Raw genomic sequence first — 261 nt, forward strand, 5'->3', positions numbered from 1 at the left:
GGCCTGCATCTATTTCTTTGCGCTGCACCCACCCATGCAGGGTGCTGACCGAGCAACCTATCTTGGGGGCAATCGATTCACACGCACCCCACAGTGATGTACGGCACGGAGGTCTCACCCAGCCTGATCTCATCCGTGACGGATGCTGTGAGTGAGGAGGTCAAGGCCTGGCAGGCACGCCCGCTGGACGCCATCTACCCCATCGTCTACCTGGACTGCATCCACGTGAAGGTGCGCGAGGGCGCCATACGGGTCAAGGCC

Annotated in this window: 1 pseudogene; it reads left to right on the top strand. The window is 61.7% G+C overall.

Annotation, left to right across the window (positions count from 1 at the left end):
* Positions 1-90 precede the first annotated feature (90 nt).
* A pseudogene (locus FYM52_RS18625) lies at positions 91-261 on the top strand (transposase); the annotation flags it as partial.

The organism is Comamonas sp. CAH-2, assembly GCF_009668305.1.
Lineage (GTDB): Bacteria > Pseudomonadota > Gammaproteobacteria > Burkholderiales > Burkholderiaceae_C > Comamonas > Comamonas aquatica.